21 protein-coding genes are annotated in these 22,400 nt (G+C 37.3%); 2 read left to right on the top strand and 19 right to left on the bottom strand.

Going from position 1 to position 22,400, the window contains the following annotated elements; translation table 11 throughout:
• Positions 1 to 3: 3 nt before the first annotated feature.
• The 6 genes from BLR79_RS01760 to tgt all read right to left on the bottom strand — a co-directional run bounded on the left by BLR79_RS01760 (position 4) and on the right by tgt (position 6,510).
• Entirely contained in the window at positions 4 to 1,323 is a 1,320-nt protein-coding gene (locus BLR79_RS01760; protein ID WP_092084267.1) for a DEAD/DEAH box helicase, read from the bottom strand.
• Positions 1,313 to 2,305 (bottom strand): DHH family phosphoesterase, encoded by a 993-nt coding sequence (locus BLR79_RS01755; protein ID WP_092084265.1) that lies wholly within the window; start codon positions 2,303 to 2,305, stop codon positions 1,313 to 1,315. The genes BLR79_RS01760 and BLR79_RS01755 overlap by 11 nt, the downstream gene beginning before the upstream one ends.
• A 26-nt stretch (positions 2,306 to 2,331) precedes the next feature.
• Positions 2,332 to 3,645, bottom strand: a complete 1,314-nt coding sequence (locus BLR79_RS01750) for a DRTGG domain-containing protein (RefSeq protein ID WP_092084263.1) — start codon at positions 3,643 to 3,645, stop codon at positions 2,332 to 2,334.
• A 138-nt stretch (positions 3,646 to 3,783) separates the two neighbouring features.
• The gene (gene dinB, locus BLR79_RS01745; RefSeq protein ID WP_092084261.1) at positions 3,784 to 4,926 is read right to left on the bottom strand and encodes a DNA polymerase IV; all 1,143 of its coding nucleotides are present in this window, start codon (positions 4,924 to 4,926) and stop codon (positions 3,784 to 3,786) included.
• 85 nt (positions 4,927 to 5,011) lie between these two features.
• Positions 5,012 to 5,347, bottom strand: a complete 336-nt coding sequence (gene yajC / locus BLR79_RS01740) for a preprotein translocase subunit YajC (RefSeq protein ID WP_092084259.1) — start codon at positions 5,345 to 5,347, stop codon at positions 5,012 to 5,014.
• Between the two features lie 17 nt (positions 5,348 to 5,364).
• Positions 5,365 to 6,510 carry a tRNA guanosine(34) transglycosylase Tgt gene (gene tgt / locus BLR79_RS01735; RefSeq protein WP_092084257.1) on the bottom strand — a complete coding sequence of 382 codons (1,146 nt, stop codon included), beginning with the start codon at positions 6,508 to 6,510 and terminating at the stop codon, positions 5,365 to 5,367.
• 156 nt (positions 6,511 to 6,666) lie between these two features.
• Here tgt and BLR79_RS01730 point away from each other — a divergent pair, with 156 nt between their 5' ends.
• Positions 6,667 to 7,269 (top strand): lysophospholipid acyltransferase family protein, encoded by a 603-nt coding sequence (locus BLR79_RS01730; protein ID WP_092084255.1) that lies wholly within the window; start codon positions 6,667 to 6,669, stop codon positions 7,267 to 7,269.
• A 38-nt stretch (positions 7,270 to 7,307) separates the two neighbouring features.
• On the opposite strand, the gene BLR79_RS01725 is transcribed toward BLR79_RS01730, so the two are convergent.
• The 6 genes from BLR79_RS01725 to BLR79_RS01700 form a co-directional block, all read right to left on the bottom strand.
• A complete protein-coding gene (locus BLR79_RS01725; RefSeq protein WP_092084280.1) occupies positions 7,308 to 9,053 on the bottom strand; it encodes an ABC transporter ATP-binding protein in 1,746 nt (581 codons plus the stop codon).
• 38 nt (positions 9,054 to 9,091) lie between these two features.
• The gene (locus BLR79_RS01720) at positions 9,092 to 10,846 is read right to left on the bottom strand and encodes an ABC transporter ATP-binding protein (RefSeq protein WP_092084278.1); all 1,755 of its coding nucleotides are present in this window, start codon (positions 10,844 to 10,846) and stop codon (positions 9,092 to 9,094) included.
• Positions 10,847 to 10,865: 19 nt separating this feature from the next.
• Positions 10,866 to 11,396 (bottom strand): isochorismatase family protein, encoded by a 531-nt coding sequence (locus BLR79_RS01715; RefSeq protein WP_092084253.1) that lies wholly within the window; start codon positions 11,394 to 11,396, stop codon positions 10,866 to 10,868.
• 136 nt (positions 11,397 to 11,532) lie between these two features.
• Positions 11,533 to 11,745, bottom strand: a complete 213-nt coding sequence (locus BLR79_RS01710; RefSeq protein ID WP_092084250.1) for a YneF family protein — start codon at positions 11,743 to 11,745, stop codon at positions 11,533 to 11,535.
• Between the two features lie 58 nt (positions 11,746 to 11,803).
• Positions 11,804 to 12,055, bottom strand: a complete 252-nt coding sequence (locus BLR79_RS01705) for a DUF896 family protein (protein ID WP_092084248.1) — start codon at positions 12,053 to 12,055, stop codon at positions 11,804 to 11,806.
• A gap of 105 nt (positions 12,056 to 12,160) precedes the next feature.
• Positions 12,161 to 13,306 carry a pyridoxal-phosphate-dependent aminotransferase family protein gene (locus BLR79_RS01700; RefSeq protein ID WP_092084246.1) on the bottom strand — a complete coding sequence of 382 codons (1,146 nt, stop codon included), beginning with the start codon at positions 13,304 to 13,306 and terminating at the stop codon, positions 12,161 to 12,163.
• 263 nt (positions 13,307 to 13,569) lie between these two features.
• On the opposite strand from BLR79_RS01700, the gene lexA reads away from it, so the two are divergent.
• The gene (gene lexA / locus BLR79_RS01695) at positions 13,570 to 14,187 is read left to right on the top strand and encodes a transcriptional repressor LexA (protein ID WP_092084245.1); all 618 of its coding nucleotides are present in this window, start codon (positions 13,570 to 13,572) and stop codon (positions 14,185 to 14,187) included.
• Between the two features lie 55 nt (positions 14,188 to 14,242).
• On the opposite strand, the gene BLR79_RS01690 is transcribed toward lexA, so the two are convergent.
• The 7 genes from BLR79_RS01690 to obgE are packed head-to-tail and all read right to left on the bottom strand — an operon-like array spanning position 14,243 to position 22,377.
• Complete coding sequence (locus BLR79_RS01690; RefSeq protein ID WP_092084243.1) at positions 14,243 to 14,755, bottom strand: adenine phosphoribosyltransferase; 513 nt, start codon at positions 14,753 to 14,755, stop codon at positions 14,243 to 14,245.
• A 12-nt stretch (positions 14,756 to 14,767) separates the two neighbouring features.
• Positions 14,768 to 17,095 (bottom strand): single-stranded-DNA-specific exonuclease RecJ, encoded by a 2,328-nt coding sequence (gene recJ / locus BLR79_RS01685; protein WP_092084241.1) that lies wholly within the window; start codon positions 17,093 to 17,095, stop codon positions 14,768 to 14,770.
• A gap of 12 nt (positions 17,096 to 17,107) precedes the next feature.
• On the bottom strand, positions 17,108 to 17,476 hold the full coding sequence (locus BLR79_RS01680) for a lipopolysaccharide assembly protein LapA domain-containing protein (RefSeq protein WP_092084239.1): 369 nt from the start codon (positions 17,474 to 17,476) through the stop codon (positions 17,108 to 17,110).
• Positions 17,473 to 18,282 (bottom strand): SDR family NAD(P)-dependent oxidoreductase, encoded by an 810-nt coding sequence (locus BLR79_RS01675; protein WP_092084237.1) that lies wholly within the window; start codon positions 18,280 to 18,282, stop codon positions 17,473 to 17,475. The genes BLR79_RS01680 and BLR79_RS01675 overlap by 4 nt, the downstream gene beginning before the upstream one ends.
• On the bottom strand, positions 18,279 to 19,217 hold the full coding sequence (gene rnz, locus BLR79_RS01670; protein ID WP_092084235.1) for a ribonuclease Z: 939 nt from the start codon (positions 19,215 to 19,217) through the stop codon (positions 18,279 to 18,281). Before rnz ends, BLR79_RS01675 begins: the two co-directional genes overlap by 4 nt.
• 10 nt (positions 19,218 to 19,227) lie before the next feature.
• Positions 19,228 to 21,057 carry an acyltransferase family protein gene (locus BLR79_RS01665; RefSeq protein ID WP_092084233.1) on the bottom strand — a complete coding sequence of 610 codons (1,830 nt, stop codon included), beginning with the start codon at positions 21,055 to 21,057 and terminating at the stop codon, positions 19,228 to 19,230.
• A gap of 9 nt (positions 21,058 to 21,066) precedes the next feature.
• Positions 21,067 to 22,377: a GTPase ObgE gene (obgE, locus tag BLR79_RS01660; protein WP_092084231.1), complete on the bottom strand. Its 1,311-nt coding sequence runs from the start codon at positions 22,375 to 22,377 to the stop codon at positions 21,067 to 21,069.
• Positions 22,378 to 22,400: the final 23 nt, after the last annotated feature.

Genomic DNA, 22,400 nt, shown 5'->3' with positions numbered 1-22,400 from the left:
GTATTATTTTTTATTGCGATATCTTTGTCTTGCTTGTTGACGTCGATATTGTTTAATTTGTTGATTCAATTTACGTTTATATCCTGGCTTTACTTTGCGTTTTCTATTTTTATTAATCATCGCACGAATAACAGGATCTTCTTGTTCTTTAAATGTATCTTCTCGTTGTTGACGACGGTGTCTTGAAGGAACTTCTTTAATTTCTCCATTTACTAATTCAACAGAAGTAAATGGTACACCTCTTCTTTCTAACGCAACAATCGCCCGGTCATCATCTGGAGTAACAAATGTATAAGCCGTTCCAGCAATATCTTGACGACCTGTACGTCCCACACGATGAATAAAATATTCTAAATCTTGAGGAAGTTCAGTATTGATCACCATGGACGTACCGGGAATGTCAATTCCTCTAGCAGCTAAATCGCTAGCAACAACATATTGATAATCTAAGTTTCTAATTTGGCGCATCACTCGGTTACGTTCTCTAGAAGATAATCCTCCGTGAACGACAGCTACTTTCAATCCTTGTTCCTTCAAGTAGTTAGCCACTTCGTCAGCATATTCGCGAGTATTACAAAAAACTAACGCTAAAAATGGGTGCCCCATCGTTAGTAATTGATACACTAACTCTTTACGGCTACGCCCTTTAGTATTAATTAAATAGTTTGTAATTTGTTGAGCGATCATTTGTTTTGGACTAATTTCAATAAATTCTGGACCGACCATATAACGGTTGAAGAAAACTTCTAATTCTTGAGGAATAGTAGCGGAAAAGACCATGATTTGAACGTTTTCTGGCATTCTTGAAGCAATTTCATCCATCACATTTAAAAAGCCAAGATCCATCGTCATATCAGCTTCATCAATGACAAGTATTCGAGCTGTTTGAACCCACAAAGCATGTTCAGACATTAAATCAAAAATTCGCCCCGGTGTTCCAATAACAATTTGAGGCTGACTACCTTGATTAAGTCGTTCAAGTTGACGGTATTTATTAGTTCCACCAATGTATAATTCCATTGAAATAGGTTCAGGACTAAAGGCAGCAATTTGTCTAGCAACGTCATACAGTTGCGTCGCTAACTCCCGACTCGGCGCCGTAATAACCGCTTGAACTTCTTGAAGACTTGGATCAATCTTTTCGAATATAGGAACTAAAAAACTATGAGATTTCCCTGATCCTGTTTGCGATTGTACTATAAGCTGCTTGCCTGCTAAAGCTTGAGGGATGACTTGTTCTTGTACAGGTGTTAATTCTTTAAAGTGAATATCTTTTAAAGCTTGTTGAATAAATGGTTTAATCGTTAATTCATTAAATAGCATCTTTGTCCCCCTTTTCATTTAAATATTTTTTGACCGCTTGTTTCATCTCATCGACTAATTGTTCTAATTCTTGGCTACTGTAAACATTTGCTCCACTAGCCATCGGATGGCCTCCGCCGTCGTGATTAGCAGCAATACCATTAATGACAGGACCTCTAGAACGAATGCGACAACGATAAGCAATTTCGGAACCTTCTTGTTCAACAAAGGTCACCCATGAGTAAACACCCGCTAATCTTGATGGTAAATTAACGGTACTGTTGGACTGTTCTTCAGTAATGTTAAATTTCTTCATTTCTTCTTGCGTAATAGTAACATAAGCGACGCCATCTTCGATCGTTAATTTTTCATAAAAGTAACCATGAAACTTGGCTTCATCTAGTGTAATTTGAGCCATCATATCACTTAAATATTGAGCATTAAAATCAAATTGAATTAAATAGGCAGCCGCATCAAAAGTTAATGGGGTTGTAGAGTTATACATAAATCGACCCGTATCCCCTAAAATACCTGCATATAAATATCTTGCTGCTACGTCATCCATCGGAAGGCGCTCATCAGAATAACGACTAATAAAAGAGATCAACTCGCTAGTAGAACTCGCTTTAGTATGAACGATTTGAAAATCGGCGTATTGATCCACGTCAGGATGGTGATCGATCTTAATATTCCAATGAATGTAGTTAGGATTAATCGTTGTATCGATTCGCGGATGATTGGCTGTATCCACTACAATGACAAGAGCCGATTCATAATCTTCGCGACTCACCTCATCCATTTCTCCTAACCACTTAAGACCTTGCGAAATAGTTCCAGCTGCTAAGACTCGTTTAGTTGGATATCCATTTTTGATGAGTGTTTTCAGTCCTAATTGAGAACCAATTGCATCGGGGTCAGCACTGACGTGACGGTGGATAATGATTGTTTGAGCGGACTCAATTTTTTCAATCAATACGTTAACTTCTTCTAAATTTAAATACATAATGTTCTGCCTTTCTAAAGTAACAATTATTCAATACTTTGCATTGTTAAAATTGCCTTAGCAATAATAGTGTTTTCGTGAAATACATCGACTTGCAGCAGCGTTGTTCGACGATTATTGTAAAAAATAGTCACTGCAAATTGAATAACATTGCCTAATTGAATTAATTGGAAGTAATGTAAATCTAACTTTTCTAAGACGTGTCTTGGTAAAGAAGATTGTGCTATTTTTTGTTCAGCAACAGCGGTAATTAATTCACTTAATACGCCATATGAAATCGTTCCTAATGGATTAACCATGGGTGGCTGAATGACGATAAAGTAATCGTATAGAGAATGTTGATCAGTTGAATAGTCATTTAAATGAGCAGTGATTGTCTCTTGATAAGTATGCCCACTTTGTGCATGCATGGAAATATTTTGCATGTTTTTCATCACTTCTTGACGAGAAATGACACCTAATAAATCCATATTATCTTCTACGACGGGAAACATTTCTAAATCTTCCCAAACCATTTTGTGAGAAACTGTCGCTAAACTCATATACGGTTTAACAAAAATTGGATTTCGCGTCATCACCTTCTCTAAGGGTGTACTTTCAACGCACCCAATTAAATCCTTGGCGGTGACCACTCCGACTAAACGTCCATTTTGAACAATAGGAAAGCGAGATAGCCCTGTCTTTTTAGATACGTTGTGGAATTCTTTAATTGTATCGTGAATAGTAAGAGAATAAGAATGGTTCAGATCGCGAAAGACATCATTGACTGTAATAATTTCTTGCTTAATGGTTTGGTCTAAAATCCCTTGATTGATCATAGATGCAACAGTAAAGGTATCAAACGTGGTGGAAATTAAAGGAAGCTCTCGTTCGTTAGCAAGCGCCATTACTTGAGAGCTTGCCTTAAAGCCTCCAGTAATAAGTACTGCCATATTATGTCTCAACGCTTGAAGTTGAACTTCCTCTCGGTTTCCTACAATCATTAAAGCGTCTGTTGATAAGTAGTGCTCAATCGCTTCTGTTGTCATCGCACCGATAATGAAACGTTTGAAAGTACGGTTCAACCCACTTTCCCCTGCTAAAACAGTCGCTTGAGTAATATGAACCATTTCCTTATAGGTCAAATGGTCAGCTAAATATTGTTGTTGTTGCTGTTCAATTCGAATGGTTCCTACACGCTCAATGGTAGAAACAAGTCCTTTCATTTCAGCGTCTTTAATTGCTCGGTAAGCTGTTCCTTCGCTTAAATGAAGAAGTTTAGCGATCCCTCGTACTGAAATCTTATCCCCTACTGCAAGAGACTCAATGTATCGAATAATTTGATTATGCTTTGTCGACATGTCGCTACTCCTTTATTTAACTTAACGAGTCTATTATACCAAATTATGCCCTCAAGTGCTTTTGCTTTAAATATTTCAATCATCCGCTTTTCTTTTTGAGTTAACTTGTCTAATAGTTGATCTAATAAACTCATTGTATCATCTCTTTCTTGGTTCAATAGACTGATGAATGGGTAGTTGAAGTTGAACGGATCCTTCTGGGTCAATAAAGTTAGACAAACTCACTCCAATTAAACGTAGAGCTCGTGTTGAGTTTCCGTGCAATTCCCATAATGCTTCGACTTGATTCAAACACTCATCAACAGTAGAAATGCCCCTTTCTACTTGAGATTGGCGGGTTTGAGTTTCAAAATTATCATACCTCATCTTAAGTGTTACTGTCCGCGCTTTCAAGTTCAACTCCCCCAGTCGGGTAATAATTTTTTGAACAAGAGGACGTACGACGCTAGCAACCGTTTCTGTTGTAATATACATATCGAGAAAAGTTTTTTCACTGCCAATTGATTTGCGTTGACGGTGAGAGATGACAGGAGCATCATGAATACCACGAACTTTAAAATATAATGAATGCCCCATCTTACCAAAATGTTGCTCCAACTCTTCTAAACTAAAACGATATAAGTCTTCTCCTTTGTAAATATTTAACGCATGAAAAGACGGTAACGACTTACGTCCGACCCCGTAAAAATCTTCAATCGGTAATTGCTTTAAAAATACAAGCGCTTCTTCAGGACTTACCAGAGTAATACCAAAAGGTTTATGAAAATCAGAGGCTAATTTCGCGATGAATTTATTATAAGATACGCCAATAGAACAAGTTAAATTGACTTGTTTTAAAATTTGGTATTGAATTTCTTGGGCTAATAAGACGGCACTCGTGATCTGTTTTTTATTATGTGTCACATCTAAATAAGCCTCATCTAACGATAAGGGCTCAATTAAATCAGTATATTGACTAAATATTTGACGTATCTGCTTAGATACTTGGCGATACTTATCAAAATTTGGGGGAATAAAAATTGCATGGGGACACCTTTCAAAAGCTTCTTGCGAGGCCATTGCAGAATGAATACCAAACTTTCTAGCTTCATAATTACACGTTGTAACAATGCCGCGTCCATACGTTTTTTTAGGATGTTTGGCGATAACGACTGGATAAGGTTTTAAAGAAGGATTATCCCTTATTTCGATGTTGGCATAAAATGCATCCATATCAACATGCAATATTTTCCGAGATGTATCAGGTTTTGGGGTAGGAAAAGTCAATAAACCATATTCCATATTAATCATCCTTTAGTCGAACGTTAGTTCGTTTGTCGTTGATTAAAAAACCGAAATGACTCTTTTAAAGCCATTTCGGATCTTTTTAAGATTGAGCAGGATTTTCAACGTACTCATCTGGTTGAAGCTCATCTACACTGACATCATTTTCATTTAGAGGGGTTGCGCGCTTAACGCTTGCAATCGCAAACAACTCAAAGGTTAAATAAGCTCCTTCACAGTCAAGAACCACCACATTGTCGCCGCGATCAATTTCATCAATTACGCCGTGTAATCCACCGACCGTTACAACGTGGTCTCCTCGTTTCATATTTTCTAACATTTCTTGTTTTGCTTTAGCAGCATTCTTTTGAGGACGAATAATCATAAAATACATTAAAAGTCCCATAATTAACATTGAAATTAAACTAATCATATTCATAATTTAACTGTTCCTTTCTAAAACGCAGGTGCATTCTTTTTGTTATAGCCATACCGTTCATAGAATTCTTGTCTAAATTCAAGTAATGTATCATTTTGTATATGATATCGTACTTGACGCATGAGGTCTAATAAAAAGTGAGTATTGTGAATCGATGCTAAGCGTAAGCCCAACATTTCATTGCACCTAATTAAATGACGAATGTAAGCCCTTGTATAATTACGGCAAGCATAACAATCACAATTTTCATCAATGGGTTTAAAATCCCGTGCGTATTGAGCGTTTTTAACGACTAGACGCCCGGTTGACGTCATACATGTCCCATTACGGGCCACTCGTGTCGCTAGAACACAGTCAAACATATCTACACCATACATTGCCCCATCGATTAAACTATCTGGCGTACCCACTCCCATTAAGTAACGCGGTTTATGTTTAGGGAGGACTGGTAATAAGTAGTCTAACACTTCATCCATTTCTTCTTTCGTCTCACCAACAGATAAACCACCAATAGAATATCCTGGAAAATCAAGAGACATTAAATCTTTAGCGTGTTGAATTCTTAAATCTTTAAACCCTGCTCCTTGGACGATACCAAATAGAGCTTGAGTATCTGATTTTTGATGGGCATTAAGGCCGCGCTCAGCCCAGCGAGTTGTTCTGGCGATCGAATCTTTGACATAATCATAAGTATGTCGAAAATCCGGACACTCATCAAAGCTCATAATAATGTCCGCACCCAAACTATTTTGAATTTGGATCGCTTTTTCTGGGGTTAAAAATAACTTCTCACCGGAGATATGGTTTCTAAAGTGTACGCCTTCTTCTTCAATTTTGCGCATATCGCTTAAAGAAAACACTTGGAACCCTCCAGAGTCTGTTAACAACCCTTGATCCCAGTTCATAAACTGGTGCAATCCACCTGCTTGTTCGACAATATCTTCTCCAGGACGTAACCAAAGATGATAAGTATTACTTAAAATAACACCTGCACCCATATCTTTTAACTCTTCTGGAGAGAGTCCTTTAACAGTCGCTAACGTTCCTACCGGCATATACATCGGTGTTTCATAACTACCATGAGGGGTATGAAGAATACCATAACGAGCTTTTGTATGCTTTTCCTCATGGAGTAGTTCATAATGAATTGGTCCTTGAGTCATAGTTACCTCTTTCTAATTTCCTATATCAATACATATCTTTATTGTCCACTCTGTAGCATACATTGTCTAGCGCTTAAATTCAAGAAAATAACAGCTCTTGCAATCCTTACATCGTTCTTCTACAATACAATCAATGGATAGAAAGGAATTTAAACGATGACTCTATATGATTTTTTACTTAAAATTGTCGGTTGGGGAATGCGTCTATTGAACGGTAAACCGCAATTTTATGGTTTAGAAAATTTACCTAAAGATGAACCTTTTATTTTGGCCGGAACCCACCATTCCTTACAAGATCCCATTTTACTTGCTTTATTGGTTTATCCTCAAAAGGCTGCTTTTATGGCTAAAAATTCGTTGTTTAATAACCGTTTTTTAGCCTGGGTATTTACAAAGGTTCATGTCTTTCCTGTGGACCGAGACAAACCTTCCCCGCGTACATTACGTCACGCAACTAACGTCATGAATAAAGAACAAATGATTCTTGGCATTTTCCCTACTGGAACGAGACACTCTGAAGAAGTTAAAGGTGGAACAGCGTTTATTCAACGTTTAAGTAAACGAACCATTGTTCCTGTAGCGATGGATACTTCTGTTGGATTTAAGGAATTCTTTTTAAGAAAAAGTCCCAAAATTGCTGTAGGTACTCCAATTATGTACGAAGAAGGAGTCAAGTACGATAAAGAAAAACTGGCTAAAGTTGATGACCAGATTACTCAATCCTTTAAAGAACTCAACGAATTTTTAAAACACCAATAACGAAAAATCCCTTATGAAAAAACTCATAAGGGACTTTTTTATGCCATCGATTGTAAGCGGTACATTTGACTATATTGGCCGTTTAAGGCAATCAATTCATCATGAGTACCTTTTTCCACGATGCGACCTTTATCTAAGACAATAATTTGTTCTGCATCGCGAATGGTACTTAAACGGTGGGCAATCGCAATTGTTGTGCGACCTTTTCGCATTTTAGATAAACTTTCTTGAATATATTCTTCAGTTTGTGTATCTACATTGGCCGTTGCTTCGTCTAAAATTAAAATTTTAGGTTGACGTACCATAGTTCTTGCAAAGGATAACAATTGTTTTTGGCCACTAGAATAACTTGCTCCACGTTCGATAACTTTTTTATTGTAGCCTTTTGGATCTGCTTCAATAAAGCGATCTGCATTAACGAAGCGTGCTGCTTCTTGGGCTTCATTTTGTGTGATGGTTGTATTTAATAAACGAATATTTCGCAACACGTCCCCATAGAAAATAAAGGAATCTTGTAAAACTAAACCAATCTCTTGGCGAAGTGTAGGATAGCTAAAAGATTTTAAACTATAACCATCAATTTCAACGCTTCCTGAGTGATATTCATAAAAACGCATCAAGACGTTAATAATGGAACTTTTTCCACTACCTGTATGACCTACAATAGCGGTAGTAGTTCCAGGTTCAACAACAAAACTGATATCTTTTAATACGTCGTGTTTACCATCATAGGAGAACGTTAAGTTTCTAAATTCAATGCGCGCATCGGTAATTTTAGCTTGAGGATCAGCAATTTGCTCGGGAACTAATTCTTCGTGATCTAATAAGCTTAAAATACGTGAGCTCGAAACGACTCCATCTTGCATTAAACTTAAACTATCCATCATCATCCCCATCGGGTTGAAAAAGTCTACACTATATTGAGTAAAAGCATACACAATTCCTACTTCAATCATACCGTCAAAAAATTGACGACCTAAAATATAAAAGACTACCGCTAAAGATAAAGACTCTAGTAGTTTTATCACTGGCATTAAAAGGAGTGCGTTCATTTGCACCATCGCTCGGCGTCCTTTATATTGCTCTTCGTTAATCTCTTCAAATTCATTCATGAAGCGCTGTTCTTGACGAAATTGTTGAATAATATTAATACCAGAAATAGACTCATTTAAGCGCGTATTTAACATACTTAAGTTTTCACGCATGGTACGGTAAATTTTAGAGCTATGACTTTGGTAAATATAAATAACTAAAGCCATCGCCGGTAAAAATAAGAGGAAAATTAAGGCCATCTGAGGGTGTAAGGAGTACATTCCGATAAAGACTGCAATAATCGATACAACACCTTCAAACAGGTCATAAAACACCTTAAAAAAGCTCTTTAATGTTTCTGTATCATTCGTTACTCTAGAAACAATTGACCCCGCCGGCGTCTGATCAAAATACCGCATACCTAATGTATTAATTTTGCGATAAATTTTTGAACGAATCTCGCCGACTGTTTTCTCACTCGCTAAATCGAATAAATAAGTCGAAAAGTAATTCGTAAGGGCTCGAATAGCAACTAAAACACTATAAATGACAACAAAGTAAATCATAATTTGAGTTGTCAGTGTTGCTGTTTGTAAATAGCGGTCAATATAAATTTGAATGACTCTAGGCAATAAGACGCCAACCATTGATGTAATGATGCCACAAATAATTGCCCAAATAAACATCCCTTTAAACGAAGAAGCAAAAGATAATATTTTGCGACTCACATGAACTTGCTCTTTAATAGGCATTTTGCGCGCCCAAATCGAACCTTGTTCTGTTGGTTGACTCACATAATCTCCTCCTCTTGAATGGATTGTTCTAATTGTTGTTTATCATACATCTTACGGTACCAACCGTCTTGATCATAAAGGGATTGATGAGTCCCTCGTTCAATGACGGTTCCTTCATCAATGACAATAATTTCATCCGCATGCATCACACTGCTCATGCGGTGAGCAGCGATAATCGTTGTTTTATTTTGACGGTATTTTTTTAAGTGACCTAAAATAGCTGTTTCCGTTTTAGCATCCACAGCCGAGAGTGAATCATCTAAAATCAATAATTCAGGATTCATAATCATCGCTCGAGCCATAGAAATTCGCTGTTGTTGACCTCCTGATAAGGAAACACCTCGTTCACCTACACGAGTGTCGTAGCCATCCGCAAAGCTCAAAATATCTTCATGAACAGCTGTTAGTTTCGCTACTTCCTCAACCTCTTGTTGAGTCGCTCCCATCCGTCCAAAGCGAATGTTATCTCGTACAGTAGTCGAAAAGAGGAAGTTATCTTGAGGAACATAGCCAATTTGACTTAACAAACTATCCAATTGATAGTCTTTAATATCTACTCCGTTATAACAAATCTTTCCTTTGTAATGATCAAACTCTCTTAAAAGAAGTTTGAAAACTGTCGTCTTTCCAGCTCCTGTAGCGCCAACAATCCCTAATGTTTGACCTTCTTCTAAATGGAAAGACACCTCTGAAAGTTGTGGCGTATTTTCATTTGGGTAAGTAAATGAATCAATATTAAAGTCCAAAGGACCGTCAATTGACTGAACGACTGGATGGTTTGCTTCTTGAATATGAGATGTTTCTTCTAATAAAGATTGAATACGCGAATAACTAGCCGATCCTCGTTCTAAAATGTTAAATAAACGGCCAATCGCAATCATTGGCCAAGTCATTCTTAAAATATAACTTAAAAAGGCGACTAATAAACCGACAGTAATCTCGCCTCGTATAACGAGTGCTCCACCATAGACCACCGCAATAATTGTACAAAGACTCATAACAATTTGAATTGTGGGTCTAAATAACGCATCGTAAAAGTAAACGGATTGGTTCGTGTCGATCACTTCATCTACCATTTGATCAAAATCTTCTGTATCCAGCGTTTCCTCACCAAAAGTTTTGATAACTTTCATACCGGTCACACTTTCTTGGACTTTATCATTTAAAGATGAAAAAGCAGCTTGCGCTCTTTTGAAGTGATAGTGAACCTTTTTACCGTTATAATTAAACATAATAGTTAGTAAAGGTAATGGAATCACTGAAGCAAGCGCTAATCGCCAATCAACCACCGCAAACATCATAATTAAAGTGATAAGCCCTTGAGAGATGGAATCGACAAAGGTTAAAATTCCAGCTGACGCCACCATTCGAATCGCATTTAAATCATTAGTTGCGTGGGCCATTAAATCACCCGTACGATATTTTTGGAAAAATATTTCATCCATTGCCATGAAATGATTATATAAACGTTGACGTAAAATAAACTCTAGCCGTGTCGCTGTTCCATGAATGGCCATCCGCCATATATAGCGCAATCCATACTGCAAAACCGCAATTCCGATTAACATACCAATCCACAGCCATAAATCATTCATCTGCAGTGTGCCTTGGTTCATGGAGTCGATCATGCGACTGATAATTAAAGGCACCAAAGCAGACAAAATAGCGACCACGATTAGTCCTAAAACTCCTGTAATGTAGGCGACTTTTTCTTTTTTGAAAAACCAGCCTAACTGTTTAAAGATATCCAGAATCATCGCCTCCTTTATTTTATTTAATTAATTGAGAAATCACTTTAAAATGTTCATTTTTAGCGTCTTTTAGTAACTTAAATAAAATCGATTCAACGGTTGTTAATTGGACTCCCTCTTGTTGTAGCTGGGATAGAGTAACAGTCTTGTCTTCAGCCCGTCTTGATCCAACGCAACTAACGGGTACATGCACTGTATAATTTAATGCCAATAAATCGCGAATCGTTTGTTCGACACAAATATGAGTTTCAGCGCCAATGACAATAACATGTTTGATAGAAGGTGTTAAATGGCTCTTAACTTCGTCAATATATGCGCTAAACTGCGTCTTTTCATAAATATGACTATCAGTAAAAAACGAAGCTAACGAATCAAGTGTTGGACCTAATCCTTTAGGATATTGCTCGGTCGCAATACAAGGTACGTCTAATTCTTTTAATCCTTCCAGAAGCTTTTTACTTTCTTGAATCATTTCCTCTTTTTGATCAATGACTGGAACCAGTCGCTCTTGTAGATCGATCATTAATAATAAAGTATTCTCTTTATTCAATGTTACCTCTCCTTTAGTATCTCTTAACTCTACTTTAGTATACTTGAAAAAAACTTGTGTTCTCAACCCTTTGGCTTAAAACATAAGAACCCCCCTTAAAGGACTTATACCTTCAGGGGGGGAACAAAAAGAGAGATTATCTCATTTTCATTGAACTCATAATTTGACGGACTTTCTTTTGGGACGGTTTTTGTCCCATTTGTGCCATCATTTGAATGATCATTCGCTCATCAATCGGTGGATTTTCTTTAAAATAGTCCATCATATATTTACGTGCGGCGAAAAAGCCCCCCGCAAATCCTACGACAAGTGCAATGACGACGATTAATAGCCATGCCCATGTTGCCATGTTATCCCTACTTTCATTTGATATACTGTTTTATTTTACTAAATTATAAAGGACTTGACTAGTCTTCTTTGCCTCGACCATGAAGTCCTTTTTCTTTTTGAATTTGTTTTAATTTCTCAGGCGTCACATCATTACCTTCTTCATCGACCACTTTCATGCCTTCAATGTGGTTTCTAAACCCTTTTCTAAAATGATGTAAATATTCTTGACGTAACTCGTGTTGCTCTTGAGCTTCAGCTTCTGTTAATTCTCTTTCTTTTTTTAACTTTGCTAATTCGTTGATGCGTTGTAATTTCTCTTGACTAATCATAATAAACGCTCCTTTCATAAATAATTCGATCTATACAATTATATCATATTGGTGAAAAGAGCTAAAACAAAAAGAAAAGGACAATACGTCCTTTTCTTTAGTATATTATTTCATGTATTCTTTTGTGAAAATACCGATTGCTTTACCTGGTTCAACATCGATACCTAAACGCATTAATGTGCGGTCAATTGCGGCTAAGCCACCAACGACATCATGCTCATCAATGTTACCCATGTGTCCCCAACGGAACATCTTGCCTGCGTAGTCACCTAAACCGCCAGCAACTTCTGCTCCTTCTTCGCGCATTGTTTCTCTAAATTTCATATCGTCTACATCATCCATGTAGATAATGTTAGATAATGTTGACGCGCGAACGCCTTCTTGAGCAAGAATTTTGAATCCGTATGACTCTAGTGCTTTTTGAATTGCGTCAGCCATTTTGCGATGACGGTCATAACGGTTTTGTAATCCTTCTTCTTTAATTAAGCGTAATGATTCTTGTAAAGCCCACACTAAGTTAACAGGTGGTGTTGCGTAGTATTTTGATGGGTCATCCATAATAGGTGTCCATTTCATAAAATCAGCAAAATACTCAGGAATTGTACCTAATGAAGCACGTTTGTCTAATGCTTTTTGGCTAGCCCAAACAAATGCTAAACCTGGTGCTACACCAAAGGCTTTTTGAGAACCAGAAATTAAAATGTCGATATGCATATCTTCTAAGTGCTCTGGCTCTGCTGATGTAGCACACACACCGTCAACGATATACATCACATCTGGATACTTTTCGTTTAACATTTTACCAATTTCTTCAACAGGTGCTACAACACCAGTCGATGTATCAACGTGAGTCACTGTTACAGCGTTGAATTCGCCTGATTGTAATTTCTCATCAATCATTTCAGGTGTAACAGTTGTTCCCCACTCAGCTTGCATTAATTCAAAATCAATGCTTTTACGCTCGATAACGTCAACGAAACGATCACCGAAGAATCCGTTAGATGCGATTAAAATCTTTTCGTCGCGTGCAACAGTGTTAGCAATTCCCATTTCCATTGCTAATGAACCAGAACCAGCTACAACATAAACTTGCTTAGCTCCCCACATTTCTTTCATATCTTCAATGACTTCTTTAAAGTCTTGAACGAAAGCTGGATCACCAAACGCAACTGTTTCTCTTCCCATTTCGTCTTGAATCGAACGAGCAACAGGAGTTGGACCAGGAATCATCAATAATTTTCTAATTGACATAGATTAATCCTCCTATAAAATTAAAAGTAAAAGTTTTCTGTATCTATATTATAACATGGAAAACGATTTTATATAAATAAATTAATTTATTTATTTGTGCACTTGCGACAAATGAATGATACTTTAGACAAGTTAAAACATTTGGAACATTGGATATAATGATTGGACAAGGAATAATCAGCAATTTTTAGACGAACATTTGTTTGTGATCCCTTCTCATCTTTGTTACAATAAACGTACCTATAATGAAAGAGTTGATAAATATGACATCCATTTCCGATAAACAATTACAAATTTTAGAATGTATTCACCAAAGTATTGAAACCAACGGCTATCCACCGACTGTTAGAGAAATCGGCACGAGTGTTGGTTTATCATCCACCTCCACGGTTCATGGCCATCTTTCCCGTCTTGAGAAAAATGAGTTCATTACTCGTAATGCTAGTAAAACTCGCGCTATTGAACTGACTGACTTAGGCTTTAAAGCTTTAGGTATTAATCCTAATGAAGAAATCCCCTTACTCGGTCGCGTTGCAGCGGGAGCTCCTATCCTAGCTGTCGAAGAAGCAATCGATTTCTACCCAGTCCCTCCTCATTTGAATACGAATGCTAACGATTTATTCATGTTAGAAATTAGCGGAGAAAGTATGATTAACGCTGGGATTATGGATGGCGATTTAATTACAGTCCGTAGACAACCGACTGCTAACAATGGAGAGATCGTTATTGCATTAACGAACGAAGATGAAGCCACTTGTAAAACTTATTACCGTCAAGATCATTTCCATATTTTACGTCCTGAAAATGATACGATGGAAGATATTATCGTTGATGACGTAACCATTTTAGGTAAAGTCATTAGTTTATATCGTCAAATGTAATATAAAAACCAGATGAAGCCTATCAAATTGAATTGCTTCATCTGGTTTGTTTTTTTTAATATTGCATTAACGCAATGTAATCTTTATCATGTAATTTTTTGTAACCTTCTAACTCAACTAATTCAATTAAGAAGGCACAACCTACCACTTCTCCGCCTAGTTGTTCAACGAGTTTAATACTTGCTTCAATCGTACCGCCTGTTGCAAGTAAATCATCGACAATTAAAACTTTCATTCCTGGTTTAATCGCATCTTCGTGAATGGTTAAGACGTCTTTACCGTACTCTAGTCCGTAATCCACTTCAATGGTCTTACGAGGTAGTTTACCTTTTTTGCGAACAGGAACAAAACCGATTTCTAAAGCATACGCCACTGGACAACCAGTAATAAAGCCGCGAGCTTCAGGCCCTACAATTACATCAACATCTTTTGATTTGGCATATTCAACAATGCGTTGAGTTGCTTCGTGATAAGCTTTGCCATCCGCCATTAAAGGGGTAATATCTCTAAAGATAATCCCTTCATGAGGGTAATCATCCACGCGTGCAATATAATCTTCTAGTTTCATTTTCTTTCTCCTCTACTTGGATATAAAATAATTGACCAATTGTTGGAAATCAGAATAAACAAATAGCTTTTCTGCTTTCATTTCATCCATATAGGCCACCATCGCAGGAAATTGTGTCAAATCTACTGCTTGTGTTGTTGGGTGTTGAAAGACAACACGCCCCTCGTCAATTGTAACAAAATTCGCCTGTAAAAACACATGGAAAATTGTAATTAATTTAGGAACTTCAATCTTGAACTGTTGGGCTAGCTTTGATAGCTCTTTTGCGAGAACAAAAGGCTCTTGGTTTTCTAACCAGCGATAGACGGTTGCGAACTCTTTTCTTGTGGGAGCGCCGATAAGATATTTTGATTGATGTACAAAGGTTCCAACAATGATTTGAGAGCCTTCGAATCGATCAATCCATTCTCTTGCAAGTTCAATACTTTCCGGAGGTTCAACGAACACTAAATATTTTTTATTTAACAAATCAACTACTTCATCAGAATATAAAAAGCTTTGACTTGTTTCTGGAATCGTTGATTGATAAGTTTTTAAAAGTTTGGGTGTTTTAAATAAATAGACTGCTTGAGAACGATGGAAAAAGTCAGCAGGTATTTGACTACTACGTTGGTCGATCCATTGAATATCATCGATTCCTAAATCTTCTAACATTAATTGTGGCGTTCTTTTGCCTTGCCATTCATTAATGGAAAGTTGTCCCACCATATCGACTTTTTGTCCTTGATTTAATAAATTAAACCGGTCTGCTTGTGAAAAGGCAATGCCATCTAAGTCGTCATTATCTTCATCGACTAAATTAAACTTAACATGCTGACGATTAATTCCAACGTATTGCTTAGTAGCTAATATCGCTTCATTAATTAAAACATTCGGTTTGGGGTTGTGCATACCAAAAGGACCCAATTGTTGAATTTCTTCAATGAAATCTAAATTAATTTCTTGTAATTTAGCCACTAAATCAACCTTTAATGTTTCAGGTTGATGAATTTGCTCTTCATAAGTCATCGCTACTTCTTCTAACGCTTGCTTAAAGCGATCAAATTCATCCGCAGCAACTGTCATCCCCGCTGCTTGAGCATGACCTCCAAAATATAAAATATGATCTTTTACTAAAGATAATAATTCAAAAATATTTACCGCCGGAATACTGCGAGCACTTCCTTTAAAAATCTGTTCGTCATCTAGCTGTTGAAACATAATGGAGGGACGATGATATTTATTAGTAATTCGTCCAGCTACAATCCCTAAAACACCTGCTGGCCAAGATGGATTTGATAAAACAATAATATTGGGTAAGGTAGGTAAGTCTTTCAACTGCTTATCAATTTGTTGAACGATTTCTTCAACAATATCTTTACGACGCTGATTGACATCATTAATTAAAGTTAACAGCTGTTGCGCTTGTACTTCATCATCGGTTTGCAGTAATTCTAAAGCCGGAGTCGGATCTTCTAAACGCCCTAAAGCATTTAGACGAGGACCAACTTGAAAGCCAATCGTATCAGCATCTAAATTGGTTGTTTCAATATTTTCTTGTTGAAAAAGTAATGCTAGGCCAATTCTTGGCGTTTGTTTCATAATGCTAAGACCCGCTAATACAATGGTGCGGTTTTCATCAGTTAAACTAACCATATCTGCAATGGTTCCAATAGCGGCTAACTCTAAAGCTTCAGGTGGAACATCTTCTAATAAAGCTGTTACCAATTTTAAAGCAACACCCGCACCTGCTAAGTCACTAAAAGGATACTCTCCTTTTGGATGTTGAGGGTGAACAAAAGCGTAGCTGGGTGGTAATTCCTCTTGAATTTCATGATGATCAGTGACAATAACATCTACATCATGAGATTGAGCCCATTCAATCGCTTCAAATCCAGCGACTCCATTATCTACAGTAATAATAAGTCTTACATTTTCTTCTTCAACATAATGCTGATACTGCTTTAAATTCGGTCCATAGCCATCAGTAAAACGATTAGGCAAATGATAAATAACATCCGCGCCCAAGCTTTCTAAAGCCTCAACGACAATAAGAGTACTCGTAATACCATCTGCATCATAATCGCCATAAACTAGAATCCGCTCCCCTTCTTGGATAGCTGTCATAATCCGCTGAGTCGCTTTTTCCATGTCGTACATTAAAAATGCATCATGAAATAATTGAGGTGTTTCATCTGTTGCTATTTCAATGGCTTCTTTTGTGGTTAACCCTCGAGCAATACAAACACGTAAAAAAGCGGGCGAATAGTTCAATCCCGCTTCTTGTAATTGCTTAATGAGTGTAGTTGTATCTTCTGGCAGTTGAGGGTTTTGCCATTGATACCGTGCTAAGTTCTTCATTTAATCGTTCTCCTACAATTCTGTTGAAGGTTGATAGACAGCAGTGTGATCAGTCGCTTGAGCTTCGTTTCGTAACTTATCTCTTAATTCAGCGAGCTGGCGATCTTTTTCTTGGATTTTATCCATATGATCTGCTTTAGCAGCCCGCAACTCTCCTTCTAACGTTCGATTAGCTTTACGAGACGCTTGAAGAGCTGTTAGCGATCCCACTAGACCGATAATAACTCCTAGTAACAAACAAAGTAAGATCACTAAAACAAGAGGTACTTCTACTGTTCCGACAAAATAATTAATAGGAACAGCAACAGTGTTTTGAATAGCGAAAGTTACGACTAAAATCATTAAAATAATAACAAAAATGATTTTCCATTGTTGCTTCATCGGTTCTCCTCCTTATAATTAAAAAAATGAGTAATGACCCAATCTGCTAGGTTGGGAGCTAGTCCATACCCTCTAGCAGCTAAGGATAAAAACCAAGGAAGGGTCATTGTTTTTTTCATTTTAGTTCGTTTCATATTTTTAACCACTTTTTTAGCAACAGTGTCTGGTTTTAGAGCCATCCACTTTACTTTTTCAAGGTAAGCTTTCATCTGTGGGTTTCGATGATGAAACGGTGTGTCGACCGGACCAGGATTGACGACGGTCAATTCTAGCTGATTTGGTCGAATTTCCATTCGGATTGCATTGGTTAACCCGATTATAGCAAATTTACTAGCAGAATACACGCTAGAAGATGGAGTGGCCACTTCGCCACCGCTCGAAGCAATAATAGTCCAGCGACCTTTTTGGCGAGATGTCATATAAGGCAAAAAAGCAGAAAATAAATACATAACGCTTAATGTATTGCCTTGTATCATCTCATCTATTTCTGCTGTCGAAAAATCTACAAAAGGTTTAAAATCCCCAACTCCAGCAGCATGAACTACTTGATCAACGTGTTTGTAACGATACATTATTTCTTTAGCCAGCTGTTGAACTTTAGTAGAATCTGTTAAATCGTAAGACAACGGAACTAAAGTGGCTGAGCTATTTGGTTTAAGAGACTGAGTAAGTTGATGCAATTTTTCTTTATTTCGAGCCACCAGTAAAAGTGTAATTGACTCCTTCGCTAGTCGTTTAGCGATTTGCGAGCCAATCCCGCCGGTTGCACCCGTAAGTAAAATTACTTGATTTTTTAACGTCTTCATTCATCTTCAACTCGTTGGATCTCATACACGTCTAAATCGGACACTAAGTGAACATTTTTAAAAGTTTCTTTGGCTTCTTTTAAAAGTTGTTGACAAGCTTGTCCCATATAACGAGCACTAATGTGGGTTAAAAACAATTCTTTAACATCACACTTTTTAGCTAATAAAGCAGCTTGTTGGGTTGTTGAGTGGAAGTAGTTGCGTGCCATCTTACTTTCATCTTTTTCAAAGGTGGCTTCATGAACTAAAACATCAACGTCTTTTGCTAAAACTTCAGCATTTCGGTGAGGACGTGTGTCGCCTAATATAGCCACTAAATGCCCGCGAATATTGGGTCCTACAAAATCATTCCCGTCAAGAACCGTCCCGTCTTCTAAAGTGACAGTTTGACGGTTTTTTAATTGTCCATAAATAGGTCCGCTTGGAATATTGTATTGTTTTAATTTATCGATTAATAGTTCTCCTTGCTTAAAGGGTTCGATAATACGATATCCAAAGGATAGGACGCCGTGATCAAGAGGTAAGTATTCTACTTTCCATCCTTTATTAAATTGGAGCTGTCCTCCCTTAGGATCTAATTCAACAAAATTGAGTGGATAAGATAAATGAGTCCCACTAATTTTTAAACTTGTTAAAACATATTGTTTAATTCCTCTCGGTCCATAAATGGTTAAAGGATCATCTCCACCTTGAAAGGAGCGACTACTCACTAAACCTGGTAATCCGAAAATATGATCACCATGTAAATGAGTAATAAATATTTTAGTGATTTTTCTAGGCTTTAAATTAGTTTTTAAAATTTGATGTTGAGTCGCCTCGCCGCAATCAAATAACCATATTTCATTGAGTTCGTCTAGGAGCATTAAAGCAAGTGAGCTGACGTTACGATGACGACTAGGCACACCTGCGCCTGTTCCTAAAAACATTAACTTCATTTATAACCTCCTAGCGTAATTTATAGAGTTCATTTGCAATAAATTTAGCCATTTCTAAAGCTCCTTGAGTCGAAGGATGAACTTCATCTTCTACAAACCACTCTGGATGATCTTTAGCAACACTCGCCCAATCCAGCAAGTTTACATTATCGTACCGTTCGCTAGCACTTTGTAATTGTTTATTAGCATCTGTAATCCACGGACGATTAATCGGTGAAGTTAAGAAGTAAATGCGATGGTCTGATCCTATCAGTTCAATAAAGTCATCCAATTGAGCACGAGTATATGTTCCGTTATTACCTAAGTAAACTACAACTGTAGGTTTTAATAACTCCATTTGTTTCATTGAACTAACAAGCACACCGCTGTTGTAAAGCTGTTGTCCAACATTTGCTTCGATAATTCCTTGAGGAAAGACTTCTTTTAACTTATCGGCGGCTGAAAGAAAGACAGAGTCTCCGATAAATGATACATCTAAAGCATTCGCATACAGCAACTCTTTACGACCTAAGCCTTCAATGTTATTAATGACTCGATTAACTTCGTCACTTTTTTCTTGACTATCTTTGACCACTTCTTGGTTTTTGGCAATCGTTTCTTCAATTTCTTTGGCTGTTTCATTACGTTGTTCAGGCGCTGCTAAAATAGACAAACTTCCTAACACAAAAAACAATGTATAAGTCACAGCAACTGCTTTAATTCCTTTTAATTGACCGGGATGCTGTAATAAATAATTAATTTGATATTTAGTTTTTTGCCAATTGAAACTTTGACCAATCGGTAAGTCCATTTGATGATTTTCAAATAAGCGATAGCTTACTTCAGCTAAAATCATAATAATAATAAACTGAACGAGTAGATTGATTAAAAGGTTTTGGTTTAACCAACCAATATTTTCAGGCATGAGTAAATGAACAGGATAGAACCATAAGTAATAAGATAAACTTCTTTTACCAAAAAAACTAAACACTCGAGAGCCGATCAATCGATTCATCCATGTTTGCGGATGCAGCGCGGTTACCATTAATCCTAAGGAAAGAATAGTAAATAACTGCATCCCGAATCGATAAGCTACTGGTTGGGTACCGTACATGTATTTAGCCATCGCAAATAATAAAGCGATGAATACAAGAGATAACCCATCAAAAATCCAACGAGCTTTTTTAGATAAAGGAGCTGGTTTTAGTTGAATCGGTAATAAAAACCCTAAAGCTCCCCCGAAAAAGTAAGCAAATGCTCGAGTATCAATACTGTAGTAAAGACGAGTAGGATCTGCGCCGGGTTGGTAAAGATAACCGATTAAAACAGCAGATACAAACCCTAAAAGTAACATAAACCCTGCTGCTACTGTCGGACGTTTGTGCCAACGGTATAAACCAGCTGTTAATAGTGGCGTCAATAGCATTAATTGCACGAATAAAGAAATATACCATAAATGAACAAAAGGACTTGGGTTCGCCGCTTGAATAAAGTAAGATTGTTCGTTCATGATTTGGTAATAGTTATTAAGAAAAACGAGTGAAGAAAGAGCCATATTTCTTAAGTTAAACAAATAATCGCGAGCAAACAGTAAGATATAGGTACCAACTGTAATAATCATCGCTAGTAGCGGGAAGAAGATCCGTTCAATTCGCTGACGATAAAATTGTCCAACTTTATAAGGCTGCTCCGTGAGTTCTTTTCGATAAAAGTGACGAATGTTGAAAAAGCCGCCAATGGCTAAAAAAGTATTAACGGCTAGATATCCGCCTGGCATAATATGCTGGAAGAAATAGTAAGAAATAATCAGTAAAATTGATATTCCTTTAAGACCATCAAAAACTCTTAATCGCTGTTTCATTATGATCACCTAATCCATGAACTCAAACTGGAAACCATCAAGTTCAACGATATCTCCTGATTGAGCTCCTAAATCACGTAATGTTTGATCAATCCCCATACTACGCATTTGACGAGAAAAACGGGCGATACTTTCATCGTGGGACATATTTGTCATGCGATACAACTTAACAATCCGCTCTCCTGTAATCTCCCAATAACCGTCACCTAGCTGATGAATTTCAAACGGTTTCTCTTCTTCTTCAACTGTGTAATAAGCTACTTCTTCCACTGCTTCTTCTTCAAGTGGAATATATTCGCTCGATTGAAGTAAATCATAGGTTTGTCGCATCAAGTCATCGACACCTTTAGTTTGATAGGCACTAATTGAGACAATATCTGGTACTGGCAGTTGATGTTCTTGATAATATTGATTGACTTTTTGAGTGAACTCTTCCAAGTTTTCTTGAAACAATGGTAAGTCCATTTTATTAGCGACAATAATCATGGGACGTTCTAAAAGAATCGGATTGTAGTTTTCTAATTCTTCCATAATATCTACAAAATCTTGATAAGGATCCCGCCCATGAGTGGCTGCCATATCGATAATATGAAGTAACACTTTAGTTCGTTCGATATGTCTTAAAAAGGTTAAACCTAATCCGACCCCTTCAGAAGCCCCTTCAATAATTCCTGGCATATCTGCTAATACAAATTCTTGACCATATCCTAAATCAACCAACCCTAAATTAGGAGCGAGCGTAGTAAATTGGTAGTCGGCAATTTTAGGGGTGGCGTTACTGACAACTGATAATAAAGTTGACTTACCAACACTTGGGTAACCCACTAAACCAACATCAGCAAGCAATTTCAATTCAAGAATAACATCTAATTCTTCTCCAGGTTCCCCGTTTTCGGCAATAGAAGGCGCTGGATTGCGGTGAGTTGCAAAGCGTTTATTACCTCGTCCTCCCCGTCCGCCTTTAGCAATGACTACTTCTTGATCATGCTCTTTTAAATCAGCAATCAATTGACCTGTTTCAGCGTGACGGACAAGAGTTCCTTGAGGAACCATGACAATTAAATCATCTGCTCCGGCACCATATTTACTTTTACTCATGCCGTTTTCACCATTTTTAGCTCTAAAGTGACGATTATATCTAAAGTCCATTAATGTACTTAAGCCTTCATCTACACGGAAAATAACATCCCCTCCTCGTCCGCCGTCTCCGCCGGCTGGACCTCCATCAGGAACATATTTTTCACGTCTAAAAGCGACGATACCATCGCCGCCTTTTCCTGCTCGGACATTCACTTTAGCGTAATCGATAAAGTTTGACATCCCCTTTCTCCTTTCTTTTAATA

The organism is Dolosicoccus paucivorans (genome assembly GCF_900100125.1).
GTDB classification, from domain to species: domain Bacteria; phylum Bacillota; class Bacilli; order Lactobacillales; family Aerococcaceae; genus Dolosicoccus; species Dolosicoccus paucivorans.
The sequence above is the reverse complement of the archived record's forward strand: the minus strand, read 5'-3'. Positions and strand labels throughout refer to the sequence as shown.

Excerpts from the sequence above, each read along its gene's own strand:
- tgt (WP_092084257.1), bottom strand. The coding sequence starts at position 6,510 with ATGACTCAAGGACCAATTCATTATGAACTACTCCATGAGGAAAAGCAT.
- lexA (WP_092084245.1), top strand. The coding sequence starts at position 13,570 with ATGACATCCATTTCCGATAAACAATTACAAATTTTAGAATGTATTCAC.
- BLR79_RS01700 (WP_092084246.1), bottom strand. The coding sequence starts at position 13,306 with ATGTCAATTAGAAAATTATTGATGATTCCTGGTCCAACTCCTGTTGCT.
- recJ (WP_092084241.1), bottom strand. The coding sequence starts at position 17,095 with ATGAAGAACTTAGCACGGTATCAATGGCAAAACCCTCAACTGCCAGAA.
- BLR79_RS01760 (WP_092084267.1), bottom strand. The coding sequence starts at position 1,323 with ATGCTATTTAATGAATTAACGATTAAACCATTTATTCAACAAGCTTTA.
- BLR79_RS01755 (WP_092084265.1), bottom strand. The coding sequence starts at position 2,305 with ATGTATTTAAATTTAGAAGAAGTTAACGTATTGATTGAAAAAATTGAG.
- obgE (WP_092084231.1), bottom strand. The coding sequence starts at position 22,377 with ATGTCAAACTTTATCGATTACGCTAAAGTGAATGTCCGAGCAGGAAAA.
- yajC (WP_092084259.1), bottom strand. The coding sequence starts at position 5,347 with ATGAATATGATTAGTTTAATTTCAATGTTAATTATGGGACTTTTAATG.
- BLR79_RS01725 (WP_092084280.1), bottom strand. The coding sequence starts at position 9,053 with ATGCCTATTAAAGAGCAAGTTCATGTGAGTCGCAAAATATTATCTTTT.
- BLR79_RS01675 (WP_092084237.1), bottom strand. The coding sequence starts at position 18,282 with ATGAAGACGTTAAAAAATCAAGTAATTTTACTTACGGGTGCAACCGGC.
- BLR79_RS01665 (WP_092084233.1), bottom strand. The coding sequence starts at position 21,057 with ATGAAACAGCGATTAAGAGTTTTTGATGGTCTTAAAGGAATATCAATT.
- BLR79_RS01710 (WP_092084250.1), bottom strand. The coding sequence starts at position 11,745 with ATGGCAACATGGGCATGGCTATTAATCGTCGTCATTGCACTTGTCGTA.
- BLR79_RS01730 (WP_092084255.1), top strand. The coding sequence starts at position 6,667 with ATGACTCTATATGATTTTTTACTTAAAATTGTCGGTTGGGGAATGCGT.
- BLR79_RS01705 (WP_092084248.1), bottom strand. The coding sequence starts at position 12,055 with ATGATTAGTCAAGAGAAATTACAACGCATCAACGAATTAGCAAAGTTA.
- BLR79_RS01680 (WP_092084239.1), bottom strand. The coding sequence starts at position 17,476 with ATGAAGCAACAATGGAAAATCATTTTTGTTATTATTTTAATGATTTTA.
- BLR79_RS01690 (WP_092084243.1), bottom strand. The coding sequence starts at position 14,755 with ATGAAACTAGAAGATTATATTGCACGCGTGGATGATTACCCTCATGAA.
- BLR79_RS01750 (WP_092084263.1), bottom strand. The coding sequence starts at position 3,645 with ATGTCGACAAAGCATAATCAAATTATTCGATACATTGAGTCTCTTGCA.
- dinB (WP_092084261.1), bottom strand. The coding sequence starts at position 4,926 with ATGGAATATGGTTTATTGACTTTTCCTACCCCAAAACCTGATACATCT.
- rnz (WP_092084235.1), bottom strand. The coding sequence starts at position 19,217 with ATGAAGTTAATGTTTTTAGGAACAGGCGCAGGTGTGCCTAGTCGTCAT.